The sequence below is a fragment of the Microbispora sp. NPDC049125 genome (assembly GCF_040802045.1).
Taxonomy (GTDB): domain Bacteria; phylum Actinomycetota; class Actinomycetes; order Streptosporangiales; family Streptosporangiaceae; genus Microbispora.
The window spans coordinates 15,883-28,799 of the sequence record NZ_JBEZDW010000017.1; the positions used below are offsets into that span (position 1 = coordinate 15,883).

Annotated in this window: 16 protein-coding genes; 9 read left to right on the forward strand and 7 right to left on the reverse strand. The window is 72.8% G+C overall.

Annotated features, from left to right (window positions below; genetic code table 11):
* Positions 1-91 precede the first annotated feature (91 nt).
* From AB0B72_RS20780 to AB0B72_RS20795, 4 genes are all read left to right on the forward strand, one after another.
* Positions 92-622 carry a DUF1772 domain-containing protein gene (locus tag AB0B72_RS20780; protein ID WP_367740493.1) on the forward strand — a complete coding sequence of 177 codons (531 nt, stop codon included), beginning with the start codon at positions 92-94 and terminating at the stop codon, positions 620-622.
* A gap of 76 nt (positions 623-698) precedes the next feature.
* Entirely contained in the window at positions 699-1,283 is a 585-nt protein-coding gene (locus tag AB0B72_RS20785) for a GNAT family N-acetyltransferase (RefSeq protein WP_367740494.1), read from the forward strand.
* A 95-nt stretch (positions 1,284-1,378) separates the two neighbouring features.
* Positions 1,379-1,609 carry a hypothetical protein gene (locus tag AB0B72_RS20790; protein ID WP_367740495.1) on the forward strand — a complete coding sequence of 77 codons (231 nt, stop codon included), beginning with the start codon at positions 1,379-1,381 and terminating at the stop codon, positions 1,607-1,609.
* Positions 1,606-2,055 (forward strand): hypothetical protein, encoded by a 450-nt coding sequence (locus AB0B72_RS20795; protein WP_367740496.1) that lies wholly within the window; start codon positions 1,606-1,608, stop codon positions 2,053-2,055. Before AB0B72_RS20790 ends, AB0B72_RS20795 begins: the two co-directional genes overlap by 4 nt.
* A 51-nt stretch (positions 2,056-2,106) precedes the next feature.
* On the opposite strand, the gene AB0B72_RS20800 is transcribed toward AB0B72_RS20795, so the two are convergent.
* Positions 2,107-3,177, reverse strand: a complete 1,071-nt coding sequence (locus AB0B72_RS20800; protein ID WP_367740497.1) for a hypothetical protein — start codon at positions 3,175-3,177, stop codon at positions 2,107-2,109.
* The gene (locus tag AB0B72_RS20805; RefSeq protein ID WP_367740498.1) at positions 3,174-3,401 is read right to left on the reverse strand and encodes a hypothetical protein; all 228 of its coding nucleotides are present in this window, start codon (positions 3,399-3,401) and stop codon (positions 3,174-3,176) included. The genes AB0B72_RS20800 and AB0B72_RS20805 overlap by 4 nt, the downstream gene beginning before the upstream one ends.
* Positions 3,402-3,596: 195 nt before the next feature.
* Between AB0B72_RS20805 and AB0B72_RS20810 the strand changes: the two genes are divergently transcribed.
* From AB0B72_RS20810 to AB0B72_RS20825, 4 genes are all read left to right on the forward strand, one after another.
* A complete protein-coding gene (locus tag AB0B72_RS20810; RefSeq protein WP_367740614.1) occupies positions 3,597-4,739 on the forward strand; it encodes a sensor histidine kinase in 1,143 nt (380 codons plus the stop codon).
* A 124-nt stretch (positions 4,740-4,863) separates the two neighbouring features.
* Positions 4,864-5,547: a response regulator gene (locus tag AB0B72_RS20815; RefSeq protein WP_367740499.1), complete on the forward strand. Its 684-nt coding sequence runs from the start codon at positions 4,864-4,866 to the stop codon at positions 5,545-5,547.
* A 63-nt stretch (positions 5,548-5,610) separates the two neighbouring features.
* A complete protein-coding gene (locus AB0B72_RS20820; RefSeq protein WP_367740500.1) occupies positions 5,611-7,377 on the forward strand; it encodes a thiamine pyrophosphate-dependent enzyme in 1,767 nt (588 codons plus the stop codon).
* 37 nt (positions 7,378-7,414) lie between these two features.
* Positions 7,415-8,383, forward strand: a complete 969-nt coding sequence (locus AB0B72_RS20825) for an aldo/keto reductase (protein ID WP_367740501.1) — start codon at positions 7,415-7,417, stop codon at positions 8,381-8,383.
* A gap of 40 nt (positions 8,384-8,423) precedes the next feature.
* Here AB0B72_RS20825 and AB0B72_RS20830 read toward each other — a convergent pair whose 3' ends face one another.
* Positions 8,424-9,059, reverse strand: coding sequence for a TetR/AcrR family transcriptional regulator C-terminal domain-containing protein (locus AB0B72_RS20830; protein ID WP_367740502.1), 636 nt, complete (start codon positions 9,057-9,059; stop codon positions 8,424-8,426).
* A 73-nt stretch (positions 9,060-9,132) separates the two neighbouring features.
* Here AB0B72_RS20830 and AB0B72_RS20835 point away from each other — a divergent pair, with 73 nt between their 5' ends.
* Positions 9,133-9,552 carry an ester cyclase gene (locus AB0B72_RS20835; protein WP_367740503.1) on the forward strand — a complete coding sequence of 140 codons (420 nt, stop codon included), beginning with the start codon at positions 9,133-9,135 and terminating at the stop codon, positions 9,550-9,552.
* 90 nt (positions 9,553-9,642) lie between these two features.
* On the opposite strand, the gene AB0B72_RS20840 is transcribed toward AB0B72_RS20835, so the two are convergent.
* The 4 genes from AB0B72_RS20840 to AB0B72_RS20855 form a co-directional block, all read right to left on the reverse strand.
* Positions 9,643-9,966: a nuclear transport factor 2 family protein gene (locus AB0B72_RS20840; RefSeq protein ID WP_367740504.1), complete on the reverse strand. Its 324-nt coding sequence runs from the start codon at positions 9,964-9,966 to the stop codon at positions 9,643-9,645.
* A gap of 85 nt (positions 9,967-10,051) precedes the next feature.
* Positions 10,052-10,945: an SDR family oxidoreductase gene (locus AB0B72_RS20845; RefSeq protein WP_367740505.1), complete on the reverse strand. Its 894-nt coding sequence runs from the start codon at positions 10,943-10,945 to the stop codon at positions 10,052-10,054.
* A 34-nt stretch (positions 10,946-10,979) separates the two neighbouring features.
* Positions 10,980-11,720, reverse strand: coding sequence for an SDR family oxidoreductase (locus tag AB0B72_RS20850; protein ID WP_367740506.1), 741 nt, complete (start codon positions 11,718-11,720; stop codon positions 10,980-10,982).
* A gap of 144 nt (positions 11,721-11,864) precedes the next feature.
* A complete protein-coding gene (locus AB0B72_RS20855) occupies positions 11,865-12,764 on the reverse strand; it encodes a helix-turn-helix domain-containing protein (protein WP_367740507.1) in 900 nt (299 codons plus the stop codon).
* Positions 12,765-12,917: the final 153 nt, after the last annotated feature.

Here is a 12,917-nt window from a genome sequence, read left to right on the forward strand (position 1 = left end):
CGTCTGGGCCATGGCCCGTCTCATCACGATCCGGTTCACTCGGCATGGAAGCCAGGCCGCCCTACGGAAAGCGGCCGCGGGGAGGAACGTGATGCTGGAACTGCTGAGAGGCGCCGCGGTCGTGGCGGCCACGGTGACGACGGGGCTCGTCGCCGGCCTCTTCTACACATTCTCCTGCTCGATCATGCCGGGCCTGGGCCGCCTCGGCGACGACGCTTTCATCGACGCGATGCGGCGCGTCAACGCGGCGATCCTCAACGGGTGGTTCGCCGCCACATTCGTCGGCGCGCCACTGCTCACCGGCGTCGCCGCGGCGCTCCACCTGGCCGGAGGCGCGGGCGGCGCGCTGCCGTGGGCCGCCGCCGCGCTGGTCCTCCACGGCGTGACGCTCGCCGTCACCTTCACCGTCAACGTGCCGCTGAACGAGGCCTTGGACAGGGCCCTGAAGACATCGGACGCGGCACATGAGGCGGAGAGCAGGGCGGATTCGCGGCGCGTCCGTGAGAGCTTCGCGGGGCGGTGGACCCGCTGGAACGTGATCCGGGCGCTCACGTCCGCCGCCGCGTTCGCCTGCCTCGCCTGGTCACTGGTCCAGTACGGCCAAGGCCTGCCGCCGTCCTAGCCGTACGCGGAATTCGCGGCCTGGCATGTCGTCCTGTTGACTGGACCGGGGAGGCAGATGTCGATCAGGGAGTGCCATGACCGTCGTCCTATCGGTGGAAGCGACTTCGTCCGCGCCCGCGCTGCGCCTGCGGCCGTGGCGAACGGAGGACGCAGCGGCCCTTGCCACGGCTCATCGTGATCCGCTCCTGCGACGCCGGCTGACCACCTCTCTGGTCAGTGAGGCAGACGCCCGGCGATGGATCGACGGTCAGCATGACGGATGGACCGCCGGCGTCCGGCTCAGCTTCGCCGTACTGGAGTGCGGCGGCGACGACAGCGAAGGCCATCCGGTCGGCCACGTCGTGATCAAGGGCGGCGTCGATCTCACCGACGCCTCGGCAGAGGTGGGTTACTGGACATCGGCTGAGGCCCGAGGCCGGGGAATCGCTCCCCGCGCCCTTGAAGCCGTGTCTCGGTGGGCGCTCGGCTCACAGCGCGTGATGCCTCTGACCCGCCTCAATCTGCTTCACGCCTCGGACAATCACGCTTCCTGCCGGGTGGCGGAGAAATGCCGGTACCTCCTCCACTCAGTACTCCCCGCTCAGCCCCCCGCCTTCCCGACCGAGGGGCACCTGCACGTGCGGACGGACGCGGCGCCCGAATCCACGAGCGTCGAGTAGCAGCGCCCCCGGCCCACGAGTGCCATGCACACGTGCGCCAGGCGTCTGCCGGGAACCGATGGACCGGCGGAGTATGACTCGATAGCCTGCCGAGTGTGACCAAGAGGATTACGATCTCTTTGCCGGACGAGCTGGCCGACGAGGCTCAGGCGTCCGGCAACGCCTCGGCGTACATCGCGGAGGCCTTGCGGGAGCGGCGCCGCGTCCAGGGCGACCTCGCCATCATGGACGATTTATGGGGTCCCGGCTGGCAGGACGGCATCGGCGACGACGACCGCGCCCGGGCCGCCCGGTCGCTGAGCGACACCCAGGCGGACGCGGCGTGACCGACGCCGTCCCACCGGCCGGTCTCCTGTCCGGCCACGCGCTCGACCTCGACGCCGCCGTGCACCTCATGGAGGGCAAGAGCGTGTACGGCCGGGAGCTGGTCCGCCAGTGCTCCGCCCACGGCGTCACCCTGCTCGTACCCGCGCTCGCCGTGCAGGTCCTCTCCCTGGGGCCGCTGCAGCCCCGGCTCGAGCGCTTCCAGCGCCTGTCCACCGTGGTGACCGCCGCCCTCTCCCCCGCCGACGCGGTGGCCGGAGGCGCGTACGCGCAGGCCGTCATGGCGAACCTCCGCCGCCACCAGCCCGGAGCGCCCGACGCGCGGATCCCCGAGGTCCTGGCCGCCGCGCACGCCGTCGTGCACGCCGTCCAGCGGAACTGGCGGATCGTCACCCCCGTTCCCTACCTGTACGAAGGCCTGGACGTGCGGCTGGAGATCCTGCCCTGAGCCGCGGCTCCGAGCATCGTCCGGCTCTTCGGCCGGAACCGCGAACGGCCGTCACGCCGGCGCGCCTCCCTTCCCCCCGTCGGCCTGAGCGAGATCGGGGGGCGCCGGCATCGTCCGGGGAACCGAGCGGGCGCGCCGCGCGGCCAGCATGCCGAGCAGCCCGGCGCCCACCAGGAACACGGTGTTGTGCGCGTACTTGGCGACCGGGCCGACGTCGCCCAGCGGGACCGCGAAGAACCCGATGACGGCGCGTGCCACCAGGGCGCCCGTCGCGAGCGCGACGACGTGGCCGCCACCCCAGCGGCGGGACAGGGCGAGGCGCGCGACGCACGAGGCGGCGACCGCCAGTACGGCGAGCCCCGCCGCGACTCCCGCCCAGGATTCGGGGACCAGGTTGAAGACCAGGGCCGCGACCAGGCTGAGCGCGCCGACGACGAACGGCGACGGGACGGCGGCGTCCCGGGGTGGTCCGGCACGGCGGCGGCCCACGGTGAGGGCGAAGGCCACCAGGAGCGCCGCGGCGACGAGCGCGCCGGCGACCTGCGCACCACTGGCATGGTCCTTCTCCGTCCGCAGATGGTCGGAGAGCACCAGCGCCGCCGCCGCGAGATAGAGCGCCGCGGTCACGACGAGCCCCGGCCGCCGTAGCCACGGCCGCCGCGACAGCGCGGGGCTCAACGGCTCCACCAGCGCGATCGGGACGCCGTAGCTCCAGACGGCGTGGCCCACCAGGAAGACCATGGAGGTGTATCCCCCGAGGCCCAGCGGCGCGACGTACGTCGGCAGCAGCATGTCGTCCCAGTAGCCGATGTCCCGGTACGACGCGCTGAACAGCGACTGGTCGACGACGCCGGCCTGGAGGACGCCGAACGCCGCCGTGAGGGCGAGGATCCCCGGCCACCGTACGCCGAGCCGCCGCGCGATCTCGCGGATCAGCAGGGCCGGAGCGCCGTACAGGGGAACGAAGACGACCAGCCCGGCGGTGAGGGCCAGGAGATCCCCCGTGCTGGTGTCGTATCCGGTGATGTACTCCGCGCACAGAGGAGCGAGGACGAGCAGCGCGGCCGCGGGGGCCCACCGGGTCCGGCGACGCGGTCGCGGCGCCCCTCCGCCGGGCGTCACGGCCGGGTCCTTTCCGCGGCGACGACCATGACGCCTCCGAGGACCGCGATGATCAGGTTCGCGTAGAGCTCGTAGCCCGTGAGGAAGCCCACACGCGGGATGAGCTGGCGGTTGAAGACGTTCAGGATTATGCCGAAGAAGGGCTGGACGGCCAGGCGGTCGATGGTCCCGCTGACTCCCGCGGCCAGCAGGAAGAGCCCGGCCATCTGGATGGCGTTGCGCATGAGGGCGACGCTAGGCGCGCGGGCCGGGGGCGCGGATCGGCCATCGGGGTGCGTCGCCGGGACCGGGGTACGCGGCTGCGGGCGTTCGCGCCGACCAAAGTCGGGACGGCCGCGACTTCGGTATCGGTTCGCCGTCCACGGCTCCCCCGGCCCGGCTCCCGCACGTACGCTCTGGGGGATATGGGCGCTTTCGCGATGCAACCGGCGTCCCGGCGAAGCTCGCGGGACTGGGTCGTGGACACCGTCATGTTCCTGCTCGCGGCGGCCTTCGGCGTCTACATGTCCGCGGAACGCCTCCAGACGGCGTCCCTGCCGGATCCGGCGTGGCTGTTCGACGTCGACCAGATCGCCGGCGCGGCGGGCTGCGCCGCGCTGTGGCTGCGCCGCCGGTTCCCGGTCGAGCTGGCCGTGGTGCTGGTCGCCCTGTCGACGTTCTCCGAGATCGTCGCCGGTCCGATGCTGGCCGCGCTGTTCACCGTCGCCGTGCACCGGCCGCCGCGCACATCGATGCCCGTCTTCGCGCTGAGCCTGGGGGGCGCGGCCCTCTACGTCGTCATACGTCCCGAGGCGGGCATGTCTCCGCTGGGCCTGTTCCTGTTCGGCGCGGCGATCCAGGGCGCCGCGGCCGGCTGGGGGCTGTTCGTCCACCACCGGCGCCGGCTCGTCGCGTCGCAGCGCGACCGCGCGGCCCGCGTGGAGACCGAGGCGAGGCTGCGGGCCGAGCAGGCGCAGCACCTCGCCAGGGAGGCGATCGCCCGCGAGATGCACGACGTGCTGGGTCACCGGCTGTCCCTGCTCAGCGTGCACGCCGGCGCCCTCGAGTTCCATCCCGGCGCTCATCCCGACGACATCGCCCGCGCGGCGAAGGTGATCCGGGAGAGCGCCCATCAGGCGCTGCAGGATCTGCGTGAGGTCATCGGCGTCCTGCGCGCGCCGGTCGGCGAACTGCCGCAGCCCACCATCGCCGACATCAAGGAGCTGGCGGCCGAGTCGGGCCGGGCGGGGATGCGGGTGGACCTGTGCGAGGAGGTCACCGGCACCGTCCCCGACGGAGAGGGGCGGACGGCCTACCGGATCGTGCAGGAGGCTCTCACCAACGCCCGCAAGCACGCCCCGGGAGCGCCGGTGCGCGTCCACCTGACAGGGATGCCGGGCCGGGGGCTGACGGTCGAGGTGTGCAACGCCGCACCCGATCCGGCGGCGCCCCCCGGCGCGGGGTCCGGCCAGGGCCTCATCGGCCTCGGCGAGCGGGTCGCCCTGGTCGGCGGGCGCCTGGAGCACGGCCCGGCAGCCGCGGGCGGCTGGCGGCTGGCCGCCTGGCTGCCGTGGCCGGCATGACCACGGCCGGCATGACCACGGCCGGCATGACAGCGGGCGGCATGACAGCGGGCGGCCATGACCACGGGCGGCCGGCATGACCGCGGCTGGCCGCGCGGACGGCGGCCTGGCTACCGTGGCCGGCATGACCGCATCCGATCCTCCCGCGATCGGCGTCATCATCGCCGACGACGACCCTCTCGTACGGGCCGGCCTGGCCATCATGCTGGGCGGCGCCCCGGACATCCGGGTGGTCGCCGAGGCGGGCGACGGCGCGCAGGTGCTGCCCCTGGCCGGGCGGCACTCCCCCGACGTGGTGCTGATGGACATCCGGATGCCGGTGATGGACGGGCTGGCCGCCACCGAGGCCCTGCGCTCCCGCGACGGCGGGCCGGAGGTCATCGTGCTGACCACCTTCGACGCCGACGAGCACGTGCTGCGCGCGCTGCGCGCCGGGGCGGCCGGCTTCCTCCTCAAGGACACGCCGCCGGACGAGATCGTGGCCGCGGTCCGCCAGGTGGCCCGGGGCCACCCCGTCCTCTCCCCGGCCGTCACCCGGCGCCTCATCGCCCGGGTCGCCGAGTCCGGCCACGACCTGCGCCGGGCCCGCGCGACGGACCGGCTGGCGCTGCTGAACGACCGCGAGCGCGAGGTCGCCGTCGCCGTCGGGCACGGCAGGTCGAACGCCGAGATCGCGTCGGTGCTCCACTTCAGCGTCCCCACCGTCAAGACCCACGTGTCGAGCATCCTGACCAAGCTGGGGCTCAACAACCGCGTCCAGGTGGCGCTGCTGGTCCACGACGCCGGGCTCCTGGACGACCAGGAGTGATCGGCGGCGGAAAATCATCCGTGCGCCGGTGTCAGCGGCCCGGGACTGGGCAGCGCCGCTGTTATGAGTGAAATCGCCTCCGAAGCGCTGATCAGGCGGCTGGCCGACTGGGGTGTCGACACGGTCTTCGGGCTGCCCGGTGACGGCATCAACGGGATCATGGAAGGGCTGCGCCGCCACTCCGACCGGGTCCGTTTCGTGCTGGTGCACCACGAGGAGGCCGCCGCCTTCATGGCGGTCGCCCACGCCAAGGCCACCGGCCGCATCGGGGTCTGCCTGGCCACCTCGGGCCCCGGCGGCATCCACCTGCTGAACGGCCTGTACGACGCGAAGCTCGACCACCAGCCCGTGCTGGCGATCACCGGCATGCAGGAGACGAGCGTGCTCGGCACCGGCTACCAGCAGGAGGTCCACCTCGACAAGGTGTTCGCCGACGTCGCCGAGTACAACCTCGTGGTGGACAACCCCGCCCAGCTCCCCGGCGTGGTGGACATCGCGATCCGGACGGCGTACGCCCGGCGCGGGGTGGCGCACCTGTGCCTGCCCAACGACGTGCAGGTCGCCCCGGCCGACGCCGATCCCTACGCGCACGTCGCCCCGGCACGGCCCCCGGCGACCGCGCCGATCTACCTGGCACCGCCGGGGACGCCGCGGCGGGCGGACCTGGAGGCCGCCGCCAAGGTGCTCAACGACGGCGAGAGGGTGGCGATCCTCGCGGGCGCCGGCGCGCTCCACGCCCGCGACGAGGTGCTCGCCGCCGCCGACGCGCTCGGCGCGCCGGTCATCAAGACGTTGCCCGGCAAGGCCGTCATCCCCGACGACTCGCCGTACGCGGTGGGCGGGATCGGCCTGCTCGGCACCCGGCCCGGCGAGGAGCTGGTCGAGGACTGCGACACGCTGCTGATGGTCGGCACCAACTTCCCCTACACCAAGCACCTGCCCGAGCCGGGGAAGGTCAAGGTGGTGCAGATCGAGGCCGACCCCACCCGCGCGGGCCTTCGCATGCCCACGCAGGTGCCGATGATCGGAGACGCCAAGGAGGGCCTGGCCGCGCTGCTGCCCCTGCTGAACCGCAAGGACGACCGCGGCCACCTGGAGAAGTACCAGAAGGCCATGAGCGCCTGGCGGGAGGACATGCACGCGCTGGAGTCCCCGGAGCGCAGCCCCATCGCCCCGCAGTACCTCATCGGCTGCGTCGACCGCGCCGCCTCCGACGACGCGATCCTCACCTGCGACTCCGGCACGATCGCCACCTGGGCGGCCCGGCACTGGACCATCCGGGGCGACCGGCGGTTCTACCTGTCGGGCAACCTCGCCTCGATGGCGCCCGGCCTGCCGTACGCGATCGCGGCGCAACTGGCCTTCCCCGAGCGGCAGGTGATCTCCTTCATCGGCGACGGCGGCTTCGCGATGCTGATGGCCGAGTTCCTCACGGCGGCCCGGCTCGGGCTGCCGATCACCGTCGTGGTGAACAACAACGGCTCGCTCGGCCAGATCCTGTGGGAGCAGATGGTCCTCGGGTTCCCCGAGCACGGCGTGCGGTTCGGAGGGCCGGCCTCCGACTTCTCGGCCTGGGCCCGCTCCTGCGGCGGGTACGGGCGCAAGGTGACCGATCCCGCCGAGGTCGACGAGGCCGTACGGCAGGCGCTGGCGCACGACGGGCCCGCCCTCGTGGACGTGGACGTGAACCCCGACGAGCCGCCGATGCCCGGCAAGGTCGGCCACGAGCAGGCGATCAAGTTCGCCGAGGCCTTCCTGAAGGGCCAGCCGCACAAGGCGGCCATCGCCACCACGCTGTTCAAGGACCGGATCTCCAAGCTCGGCACCTGAGCGCCGGGGGCGGTCACGGACGACCTAGGGTGATGGCGTGCACGAACTGGTCCCGCGCCCGCTCGGCCGCACCCGCCTCGCCGTCACCCCGATCGGGCTCGGCCTGGCCGCGGTGGGCCGCCCGGCGTACATCACCCTCGGCCGCGACGAGGACCTCGGCGGCGACCGGGGCGTGGACGCGATGCGCGCGCGGTCCTGGGATGTGCTCGACGCGGCCTGGGCGGCGGGGGTGCGCTACCTCGACACCGCGCGGTCGTACGGGCGCGCGGAGGAGTTCCTCGCCGGCTGGCTCGACGCCAGGGGGATCGCCCCCGGCACGGTGACGGTCGGCTCCAAGTGGGGATACGAGTACGTCGGCGGCTGGCGGCTTGACGCCGGGCGGCACGAGGTGAAGGACCTGTCGGCCGGCCGCCTGCGCCGCCAGCTCGGCGAGACGCGGGCGCTGCTCGGCGATCATCTTTCGCTGTACCAGATCCACTCGGCCACCGTGGAGAGCGGCGTCCTCGACGACGAGGAGGTGCTCGGCCTGCTCGGCGGGCTGCGCGCCCAGGGGGTCGCCGTCGGCCTGTCGACGACGGGGCCCGGACAGGCCGCCACGGTGGACCGCGCCGTGAAGACGGGGGTGTTCGACACCGTCCAGTCGACGTGGAACCTGCTGGAGCGCTCGGCCGGCGACGCGCTGGCGAGGGCGCACGAGGCGGGGCTCGGCGTGATCGTCAAGGAGGGTGTGGCCAACGGCAGGCTGACCGGCCGGGCCGCGCCCGCCGCGTTGCGGGCCGCCGCCCGGGAGCGTGGAGTGACGCCGGACGCCCTGGCGCTGGCCGCCGCGCTCGCGCGGCCGTGGGCGACGGTGGTCCTGAGCGGCGCGGTCTCCGCCGGTCAGCTCCACGAGAACCTGGCGGCCGCCACGGCGGCGTGGGACGACGGGCTCGACGAGGCCCTGTCCCGCCTCGCCGAGCCGCCGGAGGCGTACTGGGCCACCCGCGGCTCGCTGCCCTGGAGCTGACCCCGGCAGGCTCCACGGGAACCGCACGCGGGCGCGGGCTCTACTCAGGTGAGCGGAGGCGGGCGGCCAGGCCGTCGAGGAGGGAGTCGAGCGCGAGGTCGAAGCGCTCCTGATGGTTCTCCGGCGTGCCGAGACCGGCGCGCAGCGCCTCGGCCAGCACCGGATAGGTCCCCGGGTCCAGGCCTTCCATGGCGGCGGCCACATCGGGCTCGTCGTGTCCGGGCGTGCTCCCGGCCTCGGCCAGCGTGTGCCCGATGACGAACGTGGCGACCACGTTGATCATGTGGAGCGCCCCGCTCGGTGAGAACCCGTCCCCGCGCAGCCCCGCGGCGATCCGTTCGACGTCGTCGAGGCCGCCCGGGGTGAGCACCGGCCGGGTGGCGACCAGCGGCAGCAACGCAGGATGTGCGAGGAGCTCACGCCTGATCGAGACCGCGAACGCGCGCGTCCACTCCCGCCAGGGTCCCTCGAGCTCGACGCGGATCCGCGACACCACCTCGTTGACGAGGCCGTCGAGCACCGCGTCCTTGTTCGGCACGTGGTAGTAGAGCGTCATCGCCTCGACGCCGAGCTCGGCGCCCAGCTTGCGCATCGACAGCGCCGCTATGCCCTCCCTGTCGACCAGCGCCAGGGCCGCGGCGAGCACCGTCTCCCGGGACACTCGGGCCTTCCTCATCGCTCCCCCTTGACGATCGTACGGCGTAAGAATACTTTTTCTTACACAGTAAGAAAACAGGGAGGGGACTGCCGTGACGGCGACCGATGTGGTGCGGGGCCTGTTCGATGCGATCAACGACCGGCGGCTGGGCGACCTGCGGCGGTACATGGCCGACGACGTGATCGACCACAACAAGATCATCTATGGGGAGCCGGACGAGCCGGGGGCCGCGTTCGATGCGCTGAAGCAGCAGCTCGCGGCGTTCGACCCGATGCGCCTGACGGTCGAGGAGACGATCGCCGACGGCGACCGCGTGGCCGTGCGGCTGACGATGTCCGGCACCAACTCCGGCTCACATCCGCGGATGCCCGAGCCGACGCACCGGAGCTTCCAGGTGGAGGCCGTGTTCGTCCTCACGCTCAAGGACGGCAAGGTGAGCGAGATGCGGGCCGTCAGCGACCGGCTCGGGCTGTTCCTCCAGCTCGGCTGGGACTGGCCCGAAGCCGGCTGATCGACGGGCCGCGCGCGGAGCCGGACACGCCCGGACACGCCGGCATGCCCGGCTTCACGTGACGAGCCGGCAAATCCGCGTCAGTCCGGGCTACGCCCGGATCGTCATCCGGGAGACCCGGTCGCCCTCCACGCGGAACGCGAAGTGGCTGGGGCCGTTGAACCCGTTGCCGCCCACCTGGGCCGTGACGACGGTCTCCTCGCCCCGGCGCTCGACCCGTTCGACCGCCAGGCTCACCTGCTTGCCGATGAACTCGGCGTCGCTCCACGCGCGGATCCGGGCCGCGCCGCGGAACTCGCGGCCCCAGTCGTCCACGACGCCGTCGCCGGTGAATCCGTCCAGGAAGGCGGTCGTGTCGTTGCCGTTCGCCGCGTCGAGCAGCGTCCGCACCGCCTGCGGCATCTCCTCGGTCATGGTCCCCTCCTCGCCGCGAGCCCCCGCGGGGCTCGCCTCACTCTTGCGGTCCGTGCGCGCGCCGGCCTTCGCGACCCCGTGACGGTCAGCCCGTGCTGGGGTGAAGGAGGTCTTCCAGCCCGACACGGCGCAGGAACTCCGCGCGGACGCGGTCGGCCACGGCGTTGACGACGGCCGCCCCGTCGTCGTTGGGATCGACGTGGACCCGGAACGGCCGCCTGCCCTTGGGCGTGCCCACGACGGTGACAATCGCCCGCGCCACCTCCGAGACGTCGGCGTCGGGCGGCTCGATCTCGGCCATCTTCCGGCCGACCTCCTCCAGCAGGCCGCCGTACCGCTTCTCGTATTCGGCCACGATCCCGTCATCGGCCGGCTTCCCGGCGTGCGCGTAGTGGTTGGTGCCGTGGGTGAACGAGCCGGGCACGATGATGGTGGTCTCGATCCCGAACCGCGCCAGCTCCAGGGCGTAGCCGGCGGCCAGCGCGTCCATCCCCGCCTTCGCGGCGAAGTACGGCGCGAGGTACGGCGGCGTCCCTCCCCGGGTGCTGGAGCTGCCCACCCACACCACCAGGCCGTCCCGCGCGCGCCGCATGTGGGGCAGGGCGGCGCGGTTGACCCGCTGCGTGCCCAGCACGTTGGTGTCGTACAGGGACGCCAGCTGCTCGGGGGTGAAGGCCTCCGCCGGGCCGGTCACCATGTGCCCCGCGTTGTGGACCAGCACGTCGATCCGCCCCGCCTGCTCCAGCACGCTCCTCACGCCTCGCTCCACCGACTGGTCCGACGTGACGTCGAGCTCCACCGGCCGCAGGTCGGCGGCGTGCTCCTGGGCGTACCCGATCGCCCCCCGCGCCTGATCGGCGTTGCGGCCCGCCAGATCCCGCATTCCCGCGAACACCGTGTGCCCGGCGTCGGCGAGGGCTCGCGCGGTCAGCGCGCCGAACCCGCTGGAGGCGCCGCTGATCAAAATGACTTCGGACATGTTTCCTCTCCTGCCGGACGCGTCGGCGACGGGTTCAGACGGCTCCGCCGTTGGCGTAGACGACCTGGCCGTTGATCCACCGGCCCGGACCGGCGAGGAACGCGACGATCCCGGCGATGTCCGAGGGCTGCCCGAGCCGCTCCAGCGGAGACTCGTTCGTGATGCGCTGGACCAGCTCCTCGCTCTTGCCGTCGAAGAACAGCGCCGTCTCCGTCGGCCCCGGCGCGATCGCGTTGACCGTGACGTCCCGGCCGCGCAGTTCCCGGGCGAGAATCAGCGTGATCGCCTCGACCGCCCCCTTGCTCGCGCCGTACGCGATGTAACCGGGGCGCGCGAAGCGCGTGATCGAGCTCGAGAAGTTGATGATCGCGCCTCCCGGGCGAAGGCGCCGCGCGGCCTGCTGGTCCACCACGAACGTCCCGCGGATGTTGGTCCTCAGCACCTGGTCGAGCACCGAGAGGTCGAGATCCACCAGGGGCGACACCGGCATGATCCCCGCCGCGTGCACCAGCACGTCGATCCCGCCGAACTCGGCCTCGGCCGTGTCGAACAGGCTCGCCACCGCGGTCTCGTCGGCCACGTCGGCCCGCACCGCGATCGCCCGTCCCCCGCTTCGGCGGAGCGCCTCGACGGCCGAGTCGGCCTCGGCTGTGTTGCCCGCGTAGTTCACCACGACCGCGTAGCCCTCCTGGGCCAGCCGCGTCGCGGTCTCCCGGCCGATCCCCCGCGATCCCCCGGTCACGATCGCGACCCGGCTCTCCTGCTCCACACCCATCACAACCCCCGTCGTCAGGCGTTCCCCCTCATCGGGAACACCGTCACAGACTGTCGGCTAACCCGGCGATGTTCTCTCCCGCGATTGCGCGGTCGTCCCCCGAAATTGCGTCCCTTTCGTGCGCACCCCGTTCCGAAGCGTTCCTCAGCGCCGGTGACCGCGCCGGAACTCGCTGGGAGAGGCGCCGTACTCGCGCCGGAAGGCCGCGGCGAACTGCCCCGGGCTGCGGTAACCGCAGGCGACCGCGATCTGCAGCACCGTCTGCGAGGTGTCGCGCAGCAGGTCGGCGGCGTGCCGCAGCCGCAGGCGGGTCAGGTAGCGGTACGGGGTGAAGCCGGTGGACTTCGAGAAGACGCGCAGCAGGTGATACTTGCTGAGGTTCGCCTGCGCGGCGAGGTCGTCAAGGCTGACCTCCTCGTGGAGGTGTTCCCGCATGTACGAGGTGACCTGGCGCAGGGCTCGCACGCTCAGCACGGAGGAGCCGGGGGCCGGGCCGGCCGGGGCGGGCCGCCCGCCCGCGCGGTGCAGCAGGTGCACCGCCAGCGTCTGGGCGATCGAGTCGGCGTAAAGCGCGGAGGCCCCCTCCCGCAGCGCGCAGCCGATCGCACGCCCCGCGGCCGTGACCAGGGGGTCTTCGAGGTCGAGCATGTCGGGCAGCGGCCGGTCCGGGCGCAGGCCGTCCTCGTGGAGGATCCGGCTCGTGGCCTCGATCACTTCGGCGCTGATGTGCAGGTGCAGCGACTCCAGCGGCTGGGACGAAACGGCCTGCCAGCGCAGCACGCTGACGTTGCCCGGAGCGGTCACCCCGGCCGACCCGGGGTGGTAGCTCGCCCGGCGCCAGGACCGGCCCTTGCGGCTCTCGATGAGATAGGTGCCGCTCGTCACGAGGACGACGAGCAGGTCCGGAGAAGGCGCCGTGCTGAACTCCTCGGCCCGGGGCGGGTCGGCGTAGGTCCGCGCGAGGACGGTGCGCCAGCCTAGGTCGTCGCTGGACAGCAGGCGCTGGGCGGGCAGGGCGTGCTCGGCCAGGCGGCTGCGCTCCAAGGCGTCAGACTGCCGGTCGTGCAGCCGGCCCTGCGAAGGCCGAGCTCTTTCCACTGGACTACCGGTTAACCATCCCGAAACCCCCCATTTGGTCGACTCTATAGCATCTTCCCAGTTCACAAGGGTGATCTCCGCGCCGTCCAGGCTGCTCGC

What these genes read in the sequence shown, in the direction of transcription:
- AB0B72_RS20840 (WP_367740504.1), bottom strand. Translation starts at nt 9,966, where the DNA reads ATGACCGAGGAGATGCCGCAGGCGGTGCGGACGCTGCTCGACGCGGCG.
- AB0B72_RS20850 (WP_367740506.1), bottom strand. Translation starts at nt 11,720, where the DNA reads ATGGGTGTGGAGCAGGAGAGCCGGGTCGCGATCGTGACCGGGGGATCG.
- AB0B72_RS20805 (WP_367740498.1), bottom strand. Translation starts at nt 3,401, where the DNA reads ATGCGCAACGCCATCCAGATGGCCGGGCTCTTCCTGCTGGCCGCGGGA.
- AB0B72_RS20785 (WP_367740494.1), top strand. Translation starts at nt 699, where the DNA reads ATGACCGTCGTCCTATCGGTGGAAGCGACTTCGTCCGCGCCCGCGCTG.
- AB0B72_RS20820 (WP_367740500.1), top strand. Translation starts at nt 5,611, where the DNA reads ATGAGTGAAATCGCCTCCGAAGCGCTGATCAGGCGGCTGGCCGACTGG.
- AB0B72_RS20780 (WP_367740493.1), top strand. Translation starts at nt 92, where the DNA reads ATGCTGGAACTGCTGAGAGGCGCCGCGGTCGTGGCGGCCACGGTGACG.
- AB0B72_RS20810 (WP_367740614.1), top strand. Translation starts at nt 3,597, where the DNA reads ATGCAACCGGCGTCCCGGCGAAGCTCGCGGGACTGGGTCGTGGACACC.
- AB0B72_RS20830 (WP_367740502.1), bottom strand. Translation starts at nt 9,059, where the DNA reads ATGAGGAAGGCCCGAGTGTCCCGGGAGACGGTGCTCGCCGCGGCCCTG.
- AB0B72_RS20815 (WP_367740499.1), top strand. Translation starts at nt 4,864, where the DNA reads ATGACCGCATCCGATCCTCCCGCGATCGGCGTCATCATCGCCGACGAC.
- AB0B72_RS20845 (WP_367740505.1), bottom strand. Translation starts at nt 10,945, where the DNA reads ATGTCCGAAGTCATTTTGATCAGCGGCGCCTCCAGCGGGTTCGGCGCG.